Origin of the sequence: Pseudoxanthomonas gei, from assembly GCF_010119615.1 — a bacterium.
Taxonomy (GTDB): Bacteria; Pseudomonadota; Gammaproteobacteria; order Xanthomonadales; family Xanthomonadaceae; genus Pseudoxanthomonas_A; species Pseudoxanthomonas_A gei.
Window position 1 is genome coordinate 1 of sequence record NZ_QOVG01000050.1, and the last position, 501, is coordinate 501.

Genomic DNA, 501 nt, shown 5'->3' on the forward strand with positions numbered 1-501 from the left:
ATTCCGGACCGTTGCTACGCCGACGTGTATCAGGCAGTGATCGACGACTGCAAGGCGCACGGCGCGTTCGATCCGTCCACAATGGGCTCGGTGCCCAATGTGGGCTTGATGGCGCAGAAGGCCGAAGAATACGGCTCACACGACAAGACCTTTCAGATGGACGCTGCCGGCACCGTCAAGGTCACCGATGGCAATGGCAAGACGGTGTTCAAGCATGCCGTGGAAGCCGGCGATCTGTGGCGCATGTGTCAGGTCAAGGACGCGCCGATCCAGGACTGGGTCAAGCTTGCCGTCGAGCGCGCACGTCTGAGCGACACCCCGGCCGTGTTCTGGCTGGACCAGGCACGCGCGCACGATGCGCAGGTCATTGCCAAGGTCGAACAGTATCTGAAGGATCACGACACCAATGGCCTGGATATCCGCATCCTGCCGCCGGTGGAAGCGACGGCCTTCTCGCTGGAGCGCATCCGCAAGGGCCAGGACACCATCTCGGTTACCGGC

At 62.5% G+C, this 501-nt stretch carries 1 protein-coding gene; it reads left to right on the top strand.

Going from position 1 to position 501, the window contains the following annotated elements; all coding sequences use genetic code 11:
- The coding region (locus tag DT603_RS15925; RefSeq protein ID WP_162350963.1) for an NADP-dependent isocitrate dehydrogenase at window positions 1-501 on the top strand (501 nt) is incomplete at both ends.